The organism is Nocardia brasiliensis ATCC 700358, from assembly GCF_000250675.2.
In the GTDB taxonomy this organism is placed as follows: Bacteria; Actinomycetota; Actinomycetes; order Mycobacteriales; family Mycobacteriaceae; genus Nocardia; species Nocardia brasiliensis_B.
The window spans coordinates 9,074,453-9,089,649 of the sequence record NC_018681.1; the positions used below are offsets into that span (position 1 = coordinate 9,074,453).

General features: G+C 69.5%; 17 protein-coding genes. 7 read left to right on the forward strand and 10 right to left on the reverse strand.

Annotation, left to right across the window (positions count from 1 at the left end; translation table 11 throughout):
• Window positions 1-70 precede the first annotated feature (70 nt).
• On the forward strand, window positions 71-559 hold the full coding sequence (locus O3I_RS40635; RefSeq protein WP_014988897.1) for a GAF domain-containing protein: 489 nt from the start codon (window positions 71-73) through the stop codon (window positions 557-559).
• 44 nt (window positions 560-603) lie between these two features.
• Here the strand turns inward: O3I_RS40635 and O3I_RS40640 are convergent, their stop codons facing one another.
• Together O3I_RS40640 and O3I_RS40645 are read right to left on the reverse strand one after the other, a co-directional pair.
• On the reverse strand, window positions 604-2,040 hold the full coding sequence (locus O3I_RS40640) for an LLM class flavin-dependent oxidoreductase (RefSeq protein ID WP_014988898.1): 1,437 nt from the start codon (window positions 2,038-2,040) through the stop codon (window positions 604-606).
• Window positions 2,037-3,260 carry an acyl-CoA dehydrogenase family protein gene (locus O3I_RS40645; RefSeq protein WP_014988899.1) on the reverse strand — a complete coding sequence of 408 codons (1,224 nt, stop codon included), beginning with the start codon at window positions 3,258-3,260 and terminating at the stop codon, window positions 2,037-2,039. The genes O3I_RS40640 and O3I_RS40645 overlap by 4 nt, the downstream gene beginning before the upstream one ends.
• Window positions 3,261-3,398: 138 nt before the next feature.
• Between O3I_RS40645 and O3I_RS40650 the strand changes: the two genes are divergently transcribed.
• Entirely contained in the window at window positions 3,399-3,698 is a 300-nt protein-coding gene (locus O3I_RS40650) for a DUF1905 domain-containing protein (protein WP_014988900.1), read from the forward strand.
• Between the two features lie 5 nt (window positions 3,699-3,703).
• Here O3I_RS40650 and O3I_RS40655 read toward each other — a convergent pair whose 3' ends face one another.
• The 4 genes from O3I_RS40655 to O3I_RS40670 all read right to left on the reverse strand — a co-directional run bounded on the left by O3I_RS40655 (window position 3,704) and on the right by O3I_RS40670 (window position 5,433).
• The gene (locus tag O3I_RS40655) at window positions 3,704-4,375 is read right to left on the reverse strand and encodes a hypothetical protein (protein WP_014988901.1); all 672 of its coding nucleotides are present in this window, start codon (window positions 4,373-4,375) and stop codon (window positions 3,704-3,706) included.
• Window positions 4,376-4,468: 93 nt separating this feature from the next.
• Window positions 4,469-4,804: a hypothetical protein gene (locus O3I_RS40660; protein WP_014988902.1), complete on the reverse strand. Its 336-nt coding sequence runs from the start codon at window positions 4,802-4,804 to the stop codon at window positions 4,469-4,471.
• Between the two features lie 121 nt (window positions 4,805-4,925).
• Entirely contained in the window at window positions 4,926-5,222 is a 297-nt protein-coding gene (locus O3I_RS40665; RefSeq protein WP_014988903.1) for a hypothetical protein, read from the reverse strand.
• Window positions 5,209-5,433 (reverse strand): hypothetical protein, encoded by a 225-nt coding sequence (locus O3I_RS40670; RefSeq protein ID WP_014988904.1) that lies wholly within the window; start codon window positions 5,431-5,433, stop codon window positions 5,209-5,211. Before O3I_RS40670 ends, O3I_RS40665 begins: the two co-directional genes overlap by 14 nt.
• Before the next feature lie 235 nt (window positions 5,434-5,668).
• Between O3I_RS40670 and O3I_RS40675 the strand changes: the two genes are divergently transcribed.
• Window positions 5,669-6,451: an alpha/beta fold hydrolase gene (locus O3I_RS40675; RefSeq protein WP_014988905.1), complete on the forward strand. Its 783-nt coding sequence runs from the start codon at window positions 5,669-5,671 to the stop codon at window positions 6,449-6,451.
• Here the strand turns inward: O3I_RS40675 and O3I_RS40680 are convergent.
• The 3 genes from O3I_RS40680 to O3I_RS40690 are packed head-to-tail and all read right to left on the reverse strand — an operon-like array spanning window position 6,442 to window position 9,385.
• Window positions 6,442-7,110 (reverse strand): TetR/AcrR family transcriptional regulator, encoded by a 669-nt coding sequence (locus O3I_RS40680; RefSeq protein WP_014988906.1) that lies wholly within the window; start codon window positions 7,108-7,110, stop codon window positions 6,442-6,444. The two genes, O3I_RS40675 and O3I_RS40680, sit on opposite strands and share 10 nt — an antisense overlap.
• A complete protein-coding gene (locus O3I_RS40685) occupies window positions 7,095-7,859 on the reverse strand; it encodes a crotonase/enoyl-CoA hydratase family protein (RefSeq protein ID WP_014988907.1) in 765 nt (254 codons plus the stop codon). Before O3I_RS40685 ends, O3I_RS40680 begins: the two co-directional genes overlap by 16 nt.
• Window positions 7,856-9,385, reverse strand: a complete 1,530-nt coding sequence (locus O3I_RS40690; RefSeq protein WP_014988908.1) for a thiolase C-terminal domain-containing protein — start codon at window positions 9,383-9,385, stop codon at window positions 7,856-7,858. Before O3I_RS40690 ends, O3I_RS40685 begins: the two co-directional genes overlap by 4 nt.
• 152 nt (window positions 9,386-9,537) lie before the next feature.
• Here O3I_RS40690 and O3I_RS40695 point away from each other — a divergent pair, with 152 nt between their 5' ends.
• From O3I_RS40695 to O3I_RS40710, 4 genes are all read left to right on the forward strand, one after another.
• Entirely contained in the window at window positions 9,538-10,299 is a 762-nt protein-coding gene (locus O3I_RS40695) for a crotonase/enoyl-CoA hydratase family protein (protein ID WP_014988909.1), read from the forward strand.
• Between the two features lie 176 nt (window positions 10,300-10,475).
• The gene (locus O3I_RS40700) at window positions 10,476-11,582 is read left to right on the forward strand and encodes a DUF4185 domain-containing protein (RefSeq protein WP_041563185.1); all 1,107 of its coding nucleotides are present in this window, start codon (window positions 10,476-10,478) and stop codon (window positions 11,580-11,582) included.
• A 106-nt stretch (window positions 11,583-11,688) separates the two neighbouring features.
• Window positions 11,689-12,924, forward strand: coding sequence for an erythromycin esterase family protein (locus tag O3I_RS40705; protein WP_014988911.1), 1,236 nt, complete (start codon window positions 11,689-11,691; stop codon window positions 12,922-12,924).
• A gap of 26 nt (window positions 12,925-12,950) precedes the next feature.
• Window positions 12,951-13,634, forward strand: a complete 684-nt coding sequence (locus O3I_RS40710; protein WP_014988912.1) for a class I SAM-dependent methyltransferase — start codon at window positions 12,951-12,953, stop codon at window positions 13,632-13,634.
• 4 nt (window positions 13,635-13,638) lie between these two features.
• Here the strand turns inward: O3I_RS40710 and O3I_RS40715 are convergent, their stop codons facing one another.
• Window positions 13,639-15,117, reverse strand: coding sequence for a S9 family peptidase (locus O3I_RS40715; RefSeq protein WP_014988913.1), 1,479 nt, complete (start codon window positions 15,115-15,117; stop codon window positions 13,639-13,641).
• Window positions 15,118-15,197 lie beyond the last annotated feature (80 nt).

A 15,197-nucleotide genomic window follows, 5' to 3' on the forward strand; every position in this document is an offset into this window, starting at 1 on the left:
CCTCGTGAGTGTTGCGATCACCGAGAATCAATGAGCGAACCAGCCTTTGCGCAGGCGTACCATTCGGCCCATGTCGTTTACCGTTGCCGAGCTGACCGGAGACCGCACCGAGCAGTACCGCCAGCTCACCGCGCAGGCGAGCGCGCTGGTCGCGGGCGAGCCGGACCGGACCGCCAACGCCGCGAATATCGCGGCGCTGGTATTTCACGCACTGCCCGACGTCAATTGGGTCGGCTTCTATTTTCACGACGGGCACGAACTCGTGGTCGGGCCGTTTCAGGGCAAACCTGCCTGTGTGCGTATCCCCCTCGGAAAAGGCGTGTGTGGCACGGCGGCACAAACCGGGGAAACGCAATTGGTGCCGGACGTGCACGTTTTCCCCGGCCATATCGCCTGCGACGCCGACACCCGCTCGGAAGTGGTTGTCCCCCTTGTGCACAACGGCGCGCTGATCGGCGTCTTCGATCTGGACAGCCCGAAACCGGGCCGGTTCGACGAGATCGACCGGCAGGGCCTCGAATCCGTCGCGCGGGCGTTCCTCGCCGCACTCCCTGCGTAATCGACTGTCGTTGCGGCGGATGCACCGCAACGACAGTCTCACCGCTAAAGGTTCGGCGTGACAACCGCGGCGCCGGGCCGCGCGACCTCGTCGGACAGCACCGTCGACCCGGCCGCGCCGACGCGGTAGCGGGCGCCGCGGTGTTCGTCCGGCAGCCGATCTCCCGCCCCGAACAGCGCGTTGCGCAAGGTGCCCGGCACATAGTCGGCGGCGTAGGCGCCACGCTCGGTCAGCACGGGAACCACGTGGCGGACAACGTCTTCGAACGACCCCGGGGTGATCGCATAGGCCAGGTTGAAACCGTCGAGATCGGTGTCGGCGACCCACTCCTGGAGACGGTCGGCGACGGTCGCACCGGAGCCGACGAAGACCGGTCCCATGCCACCGATGCCGGCCCACCGCCCGATATCGCGCACGGTCCATTCGCGTCCGTCGTCATCGAACTCCTGGAAGGCGGCCACCGCGGACTGGATGGCGTTGCTCTGCACCTGCCCGATCGGGTCGTCCAGGTCGTAACTCGACAGATCGATGCCCATCCAGCCGGACATGAACACCAGGCCGCCCTCGATGCTGGCGTAGGACAGGTACTCCTCGTGCTTGCGCTGTGCCGCCTCGTCGGTCGCGTCGGTGATGATGGTGGCCAGCGCGTAGATCCGCGCCGCGTACGGGTCACGCCCGGCCTGCGCCAGCTCGGACCTGATTCGGGAAACCGTCTGCGCCAGTAGCCTTTTCGAGGGCGCGGCGATGAATATGGCTTCGGCGTTCTCGGCGGCGAAGCGCACGCCGCGGGTGGAGGCGCCCGCCTGGTAGATGACCGGCGTGCGCTGCGGCGACGGCTCGGACAGATGGATCCCCGGGACCGTGAAGTGCTTGCCCTGATGGCCGATGTGATGCACCTTCGCCGGGTCGACGTAAACGCCCTGGGCGGCGTCGCGCACCACGGCGTCGTCCTCCCACGAGCCCTCCCACAGCTTGTACAGCACCTCGAGGTACTCGTCGGCCTGGTTGTAGCGCTCGTCGTGGTCGAGCTGATCGGCGGCGCCGAAATTCCGTGCCGCCGAGGGCAAGTAGCCGGTCACCACGTTCCAGCCGATCCGGCCGTTGGTCAGATGGTCGAGGGTGGAGAGCCGGCGGGCGAACGGGAACGGATGCTCGAAACCGGTGCCGGTGGTGATGCCGAACCCGAGATGCTCGGTGACCGCGGCCATCGCCGAGACCAGCAGCAGCGGATCGGCGACCGGGATCTGCGCACCCTGACGCAACGCGGCGATATCGGTGCCGCCGTAGACGTCATAGGTACCGAGCACGTCGGCGATGAAGATGCCGTCGAACCGGCCCTGCTCCAGCAGTCGCGCCAGATCGGTCCAGTAGCTCAGTTCCTTGTAGCGGTGCGACTGGTCGTCCGGATGCCGCCACAGGCCGGGTGATTGGTGGGCGACGCAGTTCATGTCGAAGGCGTTGAAGCGAATTCGACGGGTCATTCGGCCGCTCCTTCGGTGGCTTTGCGTTCCCCCGCACTCCAGGCGAAGGGCAGGTCGGTGCCGTTCAACAGGTGATCGCCGATCGCGCGCGCCTTCTGGATCGCCGGATTGTGCACCGAGATGGTGCGGGCGTTGCGCCAGTGCCGATCCAGCCGCTGCCGCTCCGAAACCACCGACGCGCCACCGACTTCGAACAACAGCGAGGTGGCGGGCAGCACCAGGTCGATCACCGCGAGCTGGGCCTGTGCCGCCGCGAGTTCGGCGGCGACCAGGGATTTTTCGTCAGTGGCGCCCGCGGCGAGCACGTCGTCGAGCACGTCCGCGACGGCGAGCACACTCGACCGCGCGGCGAACGACGCCGCCGACAACTTGCCGATCACCTGCTGTACCAACGGATCCTGGCGCGGCAGCCCCGCCGCGGAATGCGTGTAGCTGCGGGTCCGGCCCGCCACCCAGGCCCGGGCGTCGGACTCCGCGCGCTGCGCGATGCCCGCGAGCACCGCGAGTTGCACCAATTGCAGGTACGACGTCCCGTAGGTGGGGCCGGGCGCACCGTAGCCGGGCCCGAGGATACGTTCCTCGGACACCACCACGTCGGTGAATTCCGTGGTGCCGCTTGCGGTCAGCCGCTGGCCGAAACCATCCCAATCGTCGTGCTGCCGTACGCCGTCGGCGCTCGCGTCGACCAGCACGCCGACCCGCTCGCCGTCGCGGTCGGCCGCGGCCAGGATGTGGTCCGCGTAGAGCGAACCGGTGCTGTAGTACTTCACGCCGTTCAGCAGCCAGCGATCGCCGTCCCTGGTCAGCCGGGTCCGGTAGCGGTCGACCGCGCCGACGCCCGGCTCGGTGATCGCGTTGCCGACCAGCGTGCCGGCGGCCACGGCCCGCAGCCACTGCTCGCGGGCCGGACCGGGCTCGGCGAGCAGCTGGTCTTCCACGAACGAGAAGTGCACGCGCAGCGCCTGCGGCAGATTCGACTCGGCCGCGGCCAGCTCGATGAGCAACCGGAACAGCTGACGTACCGTGCCACCGTAGCCGCCGAATTCGACCGGCACCCGCAGCGCGCCGAACCTCGCCTCGCGCAACCACCCGACCTCGTCGAACGGCAGCCGGCGATCGATCTCCCGCTCCACCGCGCCCTGCGCGATCCGGTCGAAGATCGGCCCGAAGACCGCGTCCAGTTCGGCGTCGGTGGCGGATTCGGCTGCGATGGATGTCATCACCCCACGATCGCGCACGCCGCGGGGGAGCTCACGGGTTGCGCGCAGCGCGATCCGAATCCGGCGCGCCGCTGTCGGTACGCGCGGCGAAAGTGCTGGTCCTGACCGATTGTCGGAGGGTGGCGCTACAGTCGCGGCGTGGCTGGATCGCAGTACTCGTTCGACGCGCAAGTGTGGGAGCACCACGCGGGCTCCTGGTATTTCGTCTCGCTGCCCGAGGACGTCGCCGACGAGATCGAGGAACGCTACGCGCACCGGGTCGGCGGGTTCGGCTCGGTCCGGGTGCACGTCACCATCGGCGCGAGCCGCTGGTCCACCTCCCTGTTCCCGGATAAATCCCGCGCCACCTACGTGCTACCGGTGAAGAAGGCGATCCGCACCGCCGAGGAACTCGACGCGGGCTCACGCACCCGCGTCGAACTCGTCGTCGCGCTATGAAGCCGTCAGTACTGGTACGGGCCGGGTAGCGGGGGGCCGGAGGGATAGCCGCCGGTGAAACCGGACGCCGCGGCCCGGCGCTTGCTGCCACTGCGCTTGACCGCGACCACGATGACGACCGCCAGGCCGAGCAGCAGTCCCCCGACGCCGAGCGCGATACCGCCGAGCAGGGTGCCGACGAACGAGGTGCCGAGCCCGCGCCCGATCGCCGCCGTGGCGCTGGTGCCCGGGTCACCTTGGATCGTCACCTGGTAGGTCCCCGGCACCGCGGCGTCGAACGACAGTGCCGCGCGGCCTTCACGCTTGCCGAAGGAGTAGGTGACGTCGGAGTCGTAGCGCCGCAACTGCACCGGCGCTCCGCCGGGATCGGCGATGCGCACGTTCACCTCGCCGCCGAAAATCGCCTCCGACGCGCCCGAGTATTCGAAATACACCGTGTATCCGCCGGTTTCGGACAGTTGCACGGCACCGGACCCCGGCACCTCGATCCGTTGGAAGTCGTCCACCCGGCCGGACACCTGGGTGAAACTGCCCACCGCCAAGGCCGCGCCGCCGAGCACGCCGAGGGCGATCAGCAACGCGCCGAGCGCGAACCACCAGCCCGACGGCGTGACCCGCGGCGCGGCCTGCGGCTGCGGCGGATAGGGCGATCCCGGATAGTTCGGTTGCATGTCCACCCCCGTGTCTCGTCGACGCACGTCGACGCGATATCAGGATAAGTCGGACACAACCTCCGGCGCAGGCCGGTGATTACCAGGGCTGGGCAGATCTCAGCGCGGGGTGGCCATGCATTCCGTGGCGATGCGGGTGCTCGCGGTGCGGGCCTTCTCCGCGTCTTCCTTGCTCATGCCGAGGGTCTGCTGGTCGGCGGCCTTGGTGTCGTACTCGTCGCTCACCATCACCCGCAGTCCGTCCTGCGAGATGCCCTGCTCGACAAAGAGTTTCGCCGCGCACTCGGCGAGTTCCTGGTTCTTGAGCCCCTTGTCCTGAAGGGACTTGGCGAGGTCGGCCTGGGTCACCGCCGGCGCCGCCGCCGCTTTGTCGCTTCCGCATGCCGCGAGCACCGGCAGCGCGATGAGCGCCGCGGCGATCAGGGAGATCCGCACCTGAATCCTCTTCTTTCGAATGGGCACTAGCCATTGCCTGGACCGAACGGACGTCACGACAGCGCCGACGTCGGCCCCGATGGTACCGACCGAGCCGGAAACCGTCGTGCCGATGCCGTTTTCACAAATCCATCGCGGCGCGCAGCGCGGTGTCCAGGCGCTCCAGCGTCTCGGACTCCATCTCGTCCACCCGCTCGGCGAGCCAGCCGCGGAAGATGCGGCCGATGTTGCCCGCGTGCACCCAGCCGTACCGCTGCACCGGCACCGCGAGGATGTCCTGCGGGTCCTCGGCCACCACCTCGGCGGCGATCAGCCACGGCCGCGGCGACTCGTTGATGCCATCACTGCTGATGAGCACGACCGTGCGCCGTCGGGGCGAACCATGCGGGTTGTAGATCCACAGTTCACCCCGCCGCACGCATCGCCTCCTCGGCGGCGGCCAGCTCGGCCGCGTCCGCGGCCGCCTCGCCCGTCACATCGGGCGCCGGGCCGCAGCCGGTGCGCACGGCCTCGCGACGCGCGGCCTTCGATATCCACGCCGACGGCGACATACCCGCGCGGGCCGCGGCCTGCTCGGCATAGGACCAAGCGGCCTCGTCCAGCGAAAGGGTGACCTTACGCGTTGCCATACCAATTATCTTACCCGCCTCTCCGCGTCTTCAAGCCAGACTCAGGCGCGCATGCGGGAACGTCGGCGGCCACCGGTAGAGCGGCCCACCGAGTTCGCCCGTACCCGGCGAGTTACCCATGTGCTTAGGAAATCTGCGGCCGCGTTGGCGCGGCGGATCGGCCGTCGACCTGCCGAGAAGAAACTGAGGGCCGGTGCCTGCTGTTAGGGTTGACGCAGCGGAGAGGCGGAGTGCGATGACGACGTTGAATTACCACCGGGCGGGTGCGGGCGAGCCGCTGGTACTGGTGCACGGCGTCGGCAGCCGGTGGCAGGTGTGGGAACCGGTCATCGACACCCTCGCCGAGTCGCATGACGTGATCGCGGTGGACCTGCCGGGGTTCGGCGACTCGGCCCCGCTGACCACCACCACGGTCGACACGCTCGCCGACGCACTCGCCGAATTCCTTGCCGCGCAAGGGATCGAGCGGCCACACCTGGCGGGGAACTCGATGGGCGGGTTGATCACGCTGAACCTCGGTGCCCGCGGGCTGGCCCGCTCGGTGACCGCGTTCTCCCCGATCGCGTTCTGGGACAAGGCCGGTCGGATCTGGTGCCAGCAGTCCCTCGGCCGCTCACAGCAGCTCGCGGGACTGTTGCGGCCCGCCCTGCCCGCGGTGATGGGCACGGCCCTCGGCCGCACCCTGTTCCTGCAGCTGGTTTTCGGCAAGCCGTGGGCGGTCGGCAAACAGGTCGGGCTGGACACCGCGACGGGCGCGGCCGACGCGCCGGGTTTCACCGCGGCGCTCGCCTCGTTCGATAAGGCGCGACTGCACGAAATCGGTGCGCTGGCAGACATTCCGGTCACCATCGCCTGGGGCAACCGCGACATCCTGCTCACCTACGCCACCCAGAGCCGCCGGGCCCGCGCGACCCTGCCGGACGCCCGGCACGTCACGTTGCCCGGCAGCGGGCACACCCCGTACTACGACGATCCCGCCGCCTGCGCCGCGGTGATCCGCAGCACGGTCTACGCCTGACGGTCGGGGCGTGCCAGCAGCGTGTCCGCCGCGGCCGCGCCGAGCAGGATGCGGACCGCGTTGCGCCAGCGGTGCTGGATGATTCGATTCCCCTCGAGGTCTCCGGTGAGCAGCACGCGCATGGCCAGGCCGGTCATGATCTCGATGGTGAATTCGGTGATCGTCGGCACCCGTGGGTCATCGGGGAATTCCGCGCGGAAGACGTCCCGAATGCTGGTGTGCATCAACTCGAACAGCCGATGCTCCAGCGGCAGGAACGCGGCGAGCAGCTCCGGATCGGTGCGCGCGCCCACCCACATCTCCAGCGCGGCCCAGAACGACGGGCCACTCAGCATGCGCATGGTCAATTCGACCGCGGTCTCCAGCCGATCGACCGAGGGCGGGATATCCGCGAATTCGCTTGTCAGCTGGTCGAATCGGCGAGCGGCCAGATGCTCGACCGCCCCGGCCAGCAGGTCGGCCTTGGTCGGGAAATGGTGTTGCAGCGTGCCGCGCGGCACGCCCGCCCGTTTCTGCACCTCGAGCGTGGTGGTGCCGGCGTAGCCGACTTCCACCAGGCTCTCGACCGCCGCGTCCAGCAGCCGCGTGCGCATGCGCGCCCTGCGCTGCGCCTGCGTCTCCCGGACGCGTTCCCCGGCGCCGGTCAGCGGCCCTGCCACTGCGGTGCACGCTTCTGCGCGAAGGCCAGCGCGCCTTCGGCGGCGTCCTTGGAAAACAGTGCGGGCAAAGCGATCTCGCCCTGTTTGGCGAAGGCCTCGGCGACCGACCAATCGGGCGACTCGTCGATGATGCGCTTGCTCGCCGCGACGGCCAGCGGTGCCGCGTCGGCGATTTCGGCCGCAAGCTCCAGCGCCACCGCCAACGCGCCACCGGGCTCGGTGATCCGGTTGACCAGTCCGAGCTGGTACAGCCGCTCGGCACCGACCCGGCCACCGGTCAACGCGAGTTCGGCGGCCATGCTGCGCGGCAGCCGCTGGGTCAGCCGCAGCACGCCGCCGCCCGCGGCGACCAGCCCGCGCTTGACCTCCGGGATGCCGAACTGCGCGTCGCTCGCGGCGACGATCAGGTCGCCGGAGAGGGCGAGTTCGAAACCACCGGCCAGCGCGAACCCCTCGACCGCCGAGATCATCGGCTTGGCCGGCGGTTTCGCGGCGATGCCGAGCGGGCCGCGCCGCTGCGTCATCGGCATCTCACCCTTCGATGCGGCGACGAGATCCATTCCGGCGCTGAAGGTTCCACCCGCGCCGGTGAGCACGAGCACGCGCGCCGCCGGGTCGTCTTCGAACGCGTCGACGGCGGACTCGATCGCCAGCGCGGTCGCGAGGTCGATGGCGTTGCGGGCCTCGGGGCGGTTGACGGTGAGCACGGTGACGGCGTCACGCCGCTCCACCAAGATCTTTTCGGTCATCGGGCAGTCCCTTCGGTGAGCGTGAGCGCATCAGCGGCAGTGATTTGCACGGCGGCGCCCAGTGGGTCGCCCTCGGTGAACGCCGCGACAGTGTCGGCGGCGGAGGTCCGGACCAGTATGCGGGCACCGGCCGGGTTCAAGGCGCTCACCACGACGGCCTCGGGTTCGTCGAGATGGGCGGGAGCAGGCCCCTTGCGGTAGGCCACGGTGTAGGCCTCGACGGTCGCCGGACCGGTATACCCCGGAGCCGCGGCGCGCCGGGCAGCGGGCACCTCGGCTTCCAGCGAACGGAACAGTCCCGCAGGCGGTTTCGCCGAGTACACGCCGACGCCGTGTTTGGTGATGTACCAGCCGAGCGCGGTCGCCAGGCCATAGGCCTGCGGGTCCTCGCGCAGCAGGCCGACCATGGTCGCGATCGAATGCGTGCTGTAGTTGTTGCCCGGCCCGCCCGCGAAGGTGAGCCCGCCGGTGACCGAGAGCGGCCGCGCCGGATCATCGATCGGCAGGCCGAGCGCCTCGGCCGCGACCTGCACCGCGACCGGGAAGCAGGAGTAGAGATCGATGTGCGCGACGTCCTCGATGCCGATGCCGGCCGCGCCGAGCGCCGCCCGCCCCGCCGCGGCGATCGCGGGCGACACCGACATGTCCGCGCGCTCGGTGACGAACCATTCGTCGGTGGCGGTGGCCCCGCCGTGCGGGAACACCCAGCGCTCCCGCGGCACCCCGGCCGCGTCGGCGGCGGCCGCACTGCACACGATCAAGCCCGCGCCGAGATTCACCGACAGGTTCGCGACCAGCAGCTTCGGATACGGCGTCGAGACCAGCCGATTGGTCGCGCCCGGTGTCACCAGATCGGTCGCGTCGTGCGATTCCGGTTGCCACGCATAAGGATTGCGCGCCGCGACGGCGGACAGCCGCGACCACAGCCCGCCGATCCGGGCCCGGTGCGCCTCCACGCTGAGCCCGAGCCGATGGCGCAGCGCGGTCTCCATCAGGGCGTAGAAGTACACCGGCCCCCACATCCCGGCGGCGGTTTCCATGTCGGAATTGGGTGCCCGATCGGAGCCGACGAGGTCGGTCGGCTGCACGTCGTCCGGCTGCTCCGGCCAATCCAGGGTGGCGCCCGCACGGGTCGCACTGTTCCACGCCGCCACCGCCTCGGCGCCGGTGATCAGCGCGACCTCGGACTGCCCGTCCGCGATGGCCTGGGCGACGGTGTTGAGCAGGCGCTGGGGCGCATCGCCGCCGAAGCGCACGGACTGCATCGTCCGCTTCGGGTCGGCGCCGAGTTCGGCGGCGACCAGTGCGCCGAGATCCGGGTACGGCCTGCTGACCGGGGCCGCGGCCGCAATCAGGTCCGCGCCGCGCAGGAGCCGATCGCCGGTGCCGCTGTCGGCGCCCGCACGGCGCAGCGATTCGGCCGCGAGCTCGACCGGACCCGGCAGGCCGGGTTCGCCGTTCCGGTGTACGACCTGCCCGGCGCCGACGAGCACCGGCGTTCGGGGATCAATTCCCGCTGGCAGCATGGTTCCTCCGCAGATCAGGCGTGCCGTCGCCCGCACGGCAGGCGACGCAGTTACCGTCAGCATTGACGGTAACCTGGGTTCGATTAGAGCAGAGTCGCCGTGACCGGGCAATGCCCCCTGACTTCGAACTGACTCACGGGTAAGATCCGGGCATGGGCACCCACATCGCGCTGCGCTTCGACGGCGATCGCGCCTACGTCTCCCTCGACCGGCCGGACAAGCACAACGGCCTGACCATCGATATGCTGCGCGAGCTGATCGATACCGCGCACACCATCGCGGGCCGCGACGACGTGCGCGCGGTGATCCTGTCCGGCAACGGCCCCAGTTTCAGCAGCGGCCTCGACATCGCGAAGGCGGCCGGCGATCCGCTGTCCATCGTGCGGGCCTTCGTGCCACTGCCCTGGCGCGGCACCAACGTCTTCCAGGAAGCCTGCTGGGCCTGGCGCAGGCTGCGGGTGCCGGTGATCGCCGCCGTGCACGGCCGCTGCTACGGCGGTGGACTGCAACTCGCGCTGGCCGCCGACTTCCGCTTCGCCACCCCGGATTCGGAGTTCTCGGTGATGGAGGCCAAACACGGCCTGGTGCCCGACATGACCGGCGCGGCCACCCTCTCCCGCCTGATCGGTGTCGACCAGGCACTCCTGCTGACGATGACCGCGGACACCGTCGACGCCGCCTATGCCGAACGGATCGGCCTGGTCACCGAGGTCACCGCGGACCCGGTCGCCGCCGCGGAGAAGCTGGCCGACCGGATCGCGACGCGCTCGCCGCACGCCGTCGCCGGGGCCAAGCGGCTCTTCGACAAGGCGTGGCACGCCTCGACCCGCCGCACCTTCGCCCTCGAGCGGGCCACGCAACTGCCGCTGGTCATCCGGCTGGCCGTCAACCGGGGAAAATCCGGCATCGACTGAATCCGGCCCGGCAGTTCCGGACCGAGGCCGCCCTTTTCGACGAGATCACTGCTAGCATTTTCCGCAGATTTGCCAGCCAGTCGAATTGTGGTGCGCTACACACCGCGAGGGGTCTGTGTATCGCGGAAGTCTGTGTTTCGCATTGCTTTCGGCGTGATTCCGGAGGGCGCACAGACTTGAACAGAACCGTAGCCATTGTGCTTACCGCGTTGGCGGGTGTTTCAACCTTACTGACTACAGCGATTACCCCCGCCGCCGCCAATCCAAACACCATCAATCCGATTCCGGTACTCAACGGCAGCAACGGTCTGCCCAACCTCGTCGGCCGGTCCCGGGCCGTGTTCCAGATGACCGGCATGGCCAGCCCGAACAACACCCAGGCCTACAACGTGCTCGGCACCGACCTCGGCATCATGTGGGACAACGGCAAGGGCGAGCTGCTCACCGCGTTCGGCGACACCGCGGGCGTCGGATTTCCCAACCTGCTGGCCGGCAGCATGTGGTCGTGGCGCTCCAACATCCTGATGCGCAGCCACACGACCAACCCGGTCAACGGCATATATTTCGACAGTGTCGTGCGCGATGTTTTCGGTCAGGCGCGCGATCTGATCCCCAGCCCGAAAATTCCGTTTCTGGAGATTAGCCGTATTCCTACCGCGGGCATTTCGGTGGGCGATGTCCAATTCATGAGCCTGATGTCGGTCCGGAGTTGGGACGAGGTCGGGCAGTGGAGCACCAACTTCTCCAGCCTCGCCGCCTCCGGCGACAACGGGGAAACCTGGGGCGAGCTGCCCGCCACCCGGCGACCCGACGAGGGCGGCAACGGCAACTTCCAGATGAACGCCTTCCTGAAGGACGGCGGGTTCATCTACGAGTACGGCACACCGTCCGGCCGCAACCAGGCGGCGTTCGTCGCGCGCGTCCCGGAAGCCCAGATCACCGACCTCAGCGCGTACGAATACTGGGACGGCAAGGAGTGGCGGCGCGACGACGTGAACGCGGCCGCACCGATCATGTGGGGCGTCGGCGAGCTGTCGGTGATGTACAACGCGTACCTCGGCCAGTACATCTCGCTCACCACCGACCCGTTCAACTCGGTGGTGCTGCGCCGCGCGGCCGCGCCGACCGGGCCGTGGAGCGAGCCCGAGGTGCTGATCGACACCAGGGAACTGCCGAGCGCGTACGCGCCGTCGATCTTCCCGTATCAGACCGGCCGTGACCTGTACTACCTCACGACCGTGCACAGCCAGTACAACGTGCTGCTCATGCGCACGCAGCTGTAGCGGTTCGCGCCACCGGACACTCACGATCCGGCGCGGTCCTTGACCTCAACCCGACTTCACCTATGAGGCTGGACCGCGTCGGATCGTCGTCTGTTCAGGAGGAACCATGGGAACCAGCGCACCCGCCGTGCCCGAGTGGCCGATCGTGCGGGACTGGCTCGCCGCCAACGCCCGTCCGATCAGCGACACCGCGCCCGGCTACACCGGTCCCGATCTCACCGCGCTGCTCGACCGGCTCGGCGCGGCCACGGTGGTCGGGCTCGGCGAATCGACCCGATTCTCCCGGCAGATCTACGGGCTCCAGGAACGGATCTTCCGCGCGCTGGTGCAGCGATACGGGTTCCGCGCCTTGGCGATTCAGGACAGCGCCCGCTCCGGCGAACGGTGGGACGCGTACGTGCGGGCGGGCGCGGGGGCTCCCGAAACGGTGCTCGCCGGGTCATGGCGGCCGTGGCGCACCGCGGAAACCGTTGCGGCACTGGAATGGATCCGCGCTTACAACAAAGCGAACCCCGACGATCAGGTGCGGATCTTCGGCATCGAACCGCCGCGGGCCGAGCCGGCGGACTACGACGTCGTGCTGGATTACGTGCGCCGCGTGGCCCCTGACCAGGTGGCCGCCATCGACGCCCAGCTGGCCCCGATCCGCACCGCGCATCAGGTGGACGAGCATGTCCAGCGTCATCTCGGCACCCACCCCGGCCGCCCGTTCGCCGAGCACGCGCGCGCCGCCTTCGAGTTGTTCGAAACCTCACCTGTCGCAGCCGAATACGTCGAAGCCCGGCGGCGCGCCCGGTTGATCGTGGAATTCCACGAGCAGAGCGTCGCCGGACAGGGCGGGTTCGCGCGCGACGAACGCCCCGCGGGTATGCGGGTGATCGAACAGCAGCGCGCCACCGGCGCCAAGATCGTCTACTGGGACGGCATCGCCCACACCGCGGCGCGCCCGCTCGGCGTGGGCAGCGCCGAATTCCGTAGCGTCGGCAGCTATCTGCGCGCGGAGTTCGGTGACGGCTACGCCTCGGTCGCGCTCGGTTTCGGGCACGGTGACCTCGGCGCACATCGCGCGCCCGAGCCGCGGCCCGATCTGGTGGACGCGGCACTCGGCGCGGTCGAGCTGCCCGGCCACTACCTCGACCTGCGCGCGGACGCACCTAGCGCGGTCGACGCGTGGCGTGAGGCTCCGGCGAAGCTGCGCGTGATCAGCGGTGTCTACGACCCGGCCGAGGATGACGAGGCGAACATCACCGTGCCTTCGCTCGCCGGGGCCTTCGACGTGCTGGTGCACGTGCGCGAGACCACGCCCGTGCACTGGTTGCCGGATACCGAGATCGCGAGGTAGCCGCGCTCGTCAATAGACTCGCGATCATGGATGCGACCGAGTGGGACGAGCGCTATGCCCAATCCGATTTGGTCTGGGGCGCGCCACCGAACAGCACCGTGGTGGAACACGTCTTCGGGCTGGAGCGGCGCACCCCGCTCGTGCCCGACGGCGACGGCCAGGTCCCGGAGCTGCCCCGCGCCCTGGACCTTGCCTGCGGGGAAGGGCGTAATTCGCTCTGGCTCGCCACGCACGGCTGGCAGGTCTACGCCGTAGACTATTCCCAGGTCGGGGTGGACAAGGGCCGCACCATCGCGACCCGGCTGTCCCGCTCGGTGCGCAGCCGGATCACCTGGGAATGCGCCGACGTGACCGAACTCGAGGTCCCGGGCCCGTTCGAACTCGTCCTGATGGTCTTCCTGCACCTGCCCGCCGACCAGCGGCGCACCGTGCTGCGGCACGCGGCCGACCTGCTCGCGCCCGAGGGCACCCTGCTCGTTCTCGGCCACGACACCACCAACCTCACCGACGGATACGGCGGCCCGAAAGACCCGGACGTCCTGTTCACGCCGGACGATGTGGTCGCCGACCTCGCACCCGCCATCGACGACCACCGCCTCCGAATCCGTCTGGCCGACCGCGTCTTACGCCCGACCGAAGGACGCGACGCCATCGACGCGCTCGTCATCGCGACCCGGCCTGCCGAGCCCGCACTCGAGCCCGCCGACTGAACCGTCACAGCGAGTACAAGCCCCAGCTCAGCGCCCAAGGGATGAACACGATTCCGGCGAGCACCAGCAGCGCGAGCCGGACCCGATCGACGCCGACCACCCGGCGTCGCGTCCGCCACCAGACGAGCACGGTCGCGATCAGACTGAAAAGTGCTACTGCCGAAAAGGTTTGGAGCACCAGCCAAGGCAGGCTGCGACCCGCGAGAAATGCCGACGCGCCCTGAACACCGGTGGCGAAGCACGACACGACGTAGGTCAGCGTGCCGATCACCGCGAACAAGCCGGTCGCGGACAACCAACGGGCCGGCGCACGCACGGCGCGACCGTCCGGCGCGCGGCGTCGCCCGGCCCAGGCCAGTACCGGGTAGCCGAGGAAGCCGACCAACAGCGGGGCCAACGCGCCGTACCGCACCACCGCGGTGTCGTACCAGGCCCCGGACGACGGCTCGCGACTCGTATCCACCTGCGGCGGAACAGGTTCGGCGCTGGACAGCGGCGCGGCCCCGCGGGCGACCGACCAGACCCACGAAGTCATCACGTCGGTATAGCCCGGATCGAGCGCGCCGAGTGGTTTGCCGTCGAAGATCTGCCCACCGACCTTGTCGAAGCCGTCGGTGCTCCGATGCCCGGTGTGCCCCGCTTTCGGTACGAAGCGAATGGTCGCGTGCTGGTTGCCCGCCCGCGCGAGCGCCTGCTGGAAGACCGCCGCACTCTCCGCCGGCGGGGTCACCGTGTCGTGCACGCCCCACAGCGCCAGGACCGGCAGCCGTGACCGCTCCAGCACCGGGACCGGCTCGTATCCCGCCTCCGGGAACAGCCCGGCATCCGCCATGAGCTGCGCGCCCGGTCCGGCGATGGCCTCGGCGAGGCCACCTGAAATCCCTTGGTGGCGTAGTTGATTGCCGAGGTTCCAGGTCTGGGTGCGCAGCGGATCGAAGGCGGAGCCGCCGATGGTCACCAGGAACGCGACATCCGGCGACCGCGACGCGGCCAGCGGCGCCACCCATGCACCCTCGCTGAGCGCCCACAGCCCGGTTCGCGCCGGGTCCACGTCGGCGCGCGCACGCAGTACCGCGAGACCGGCGAGCACGTCATCGGCGAGCAGGCCGAAATCCCGCTCGATCAGGGAGTAACCCGCGGTCCGCTTGTCGAAGGCCAGCGTGACGATGCCCGCCCGCGCGAAGGCTTCCGCCTCGGGCAGGTATTTGTCCCGTGGGCCGGGACCCGCGCCGTGCACGAGCACGATGCCGGGACGCTTGGCGCCGGCCGCGGCAGGCGGTACGAACACCGTGCCCCGCAAGGTCACCCCGTGACTCTGAAACGCGACGTCCTCGCGAATCGGCGCGACGTCGGCGCTCGCGGGGCCCGAACCCACGGCGACGCAGGCGAGGACGAGGAACGCGACCAGCGTCACGCGTCGGATGAACGGCTTGCGGACCGTCGGCGCGATGCGCTCCAGGCGGCCGATCAGGGCACTCTGCATGCTGTGAACGGTAAAGTCAGGCGGGCCGTACCACATCGGGCTCCGGGGCTAGTTCCCCAGGCCTACAAGCGCTTTCGCGC